The sequence below is a fragment of the Streptomyces bobili genome (assembly GCF_002154575.1).
In the GTDB taxonomy this organism is placed as follows: domain Bacteria; phylum Actinomycetota; class Actinomycetes; order Streptomycetales; family Streptomycetaceae; genus Streptomyces; species Streptomyces bobili.
Window position 1 is genome coordinate 1 of record NZ_MUBA01000803.1, and the last position, 972, is coordinate 972.

At 72.7% G+C, this 972-nt stretch carries 2 protein-coding genes and 1 pseudogene; all 3 read right to left on the reverse strand.

All coding sequences use genetic code 11. The features are described from left to right. Positions 1-144: pseudogene (locus BZL64_RS42315) on the reverse strand (TadE family type IV pilus minor pilin); the annotation flags it as partial. Then, positions 131-340, reverse strand: coding sequence for a DUF4244 domain-containing protein (locus BZL64_RS37775; protein ID WP_086773468.1), 210 nt, complete (start codon positions 338-340; stop codon positions 131-133). The pseudogene BZL64_RS42315 and the gene BZL64_RS37775, both read right to left, overlap by 14 nt. 167 nt (positions 341-507) lie before the next feature. Continuing rightward, on the reverse strand, positions 508-972 hold a 465-nt coding region (locus BZL64_RS37780), incomplete at its 5' end, for a type II secretion system F family protein (protein ID WP_086773467.1).

A 972-nucleotide genomic window follows, 5' to 3' on the forward strand; every position in this document is an offset into this window, starting at 1 on the left:
GCACTGGATCTGGGCGGTCATGACCAGCAACCCCCACACCAGTGCCATCGCGAACGCCACCAGCACCGGCAGCACCACGGCCGCCTCCGCCGTCACGAACCCCCGGTCCGCGCCTCGCGCCCGGCCCCAGTCACGTCCGCGCACTGAGTGCCCGCTTCACGATGCCCTGCAGCTCCGCCGCGACCGCTCCGCTCGTCACGACCTGGTAGAGCGCCACGGCGAAGGCCACCGCCGCAACGATTCCCATCGCGTACTCGGACGTCACCATCCCCGCGTCCCTCCGCCCCGCACGCACACGGCACACCAGGAAACGCAACCTCGCTCGTACCGCCTTGCTCATGTCGACCCCCGTGAGTCTCGAATCCATAGCCCAGACCGGTCCTGCTGACCGGCCGGACTGCTTGACCTGCTTGACCTGCTTGACCTGCTGGTCTGTCTGACTGCCTGACCCATCTGAGACTTGCTCGACCTGCTGAACCGTCTGCCGACCGTCCGGTCAGACATCCCTCACGGCCCACCCCCTTCCAGCGCCCCGCCCGCCAGCCCGATCACGACGGGCACGATGCCCACCGCGACGAAGGCAGGCAGGAAACACAGCCCCACCGGTGCGGACACCAGGACTGCCGCCCGTCTGGCCCGAGTTGTGCCGGCGCGGGCCCAGTCGGCGCGGGCATCGGCCGCGATCCGGGCAACCGGCACCGCCGCCGGGAGACCGGACACGCCGGCCCTCTCCAGCAAGCGGGCCAGCGCGCCCGCACCGGGTGCCGAGGCCAACGTCCGCCAGGCATCGGAGGGTTCGCCGCCCAGCCGCACCTCGGCGGCACCGCGCGCCAAGGCTCCTCCGACGGGACCGCCCAGCGCCTCGCCCACGGCCTGCGCCGCGATCACCGGCCCCGCGCCCGCCGCGATGCACGCCGCCAGCAGATCGGCCGCGAGTGGAAGCTGCCGGGCCGCGGCCGATCTGCTGGCGGC

Excerpts from the sequence above, each read along its gene's own strand:
- BZL64_RS37775 (WP_086773468.1), bottom strand. The coding sequence starts at position 340 with ATGAGCAAGGCGGTACGAGCGAGGTTGCGTTTCCTGGTGTGCCGTGTG.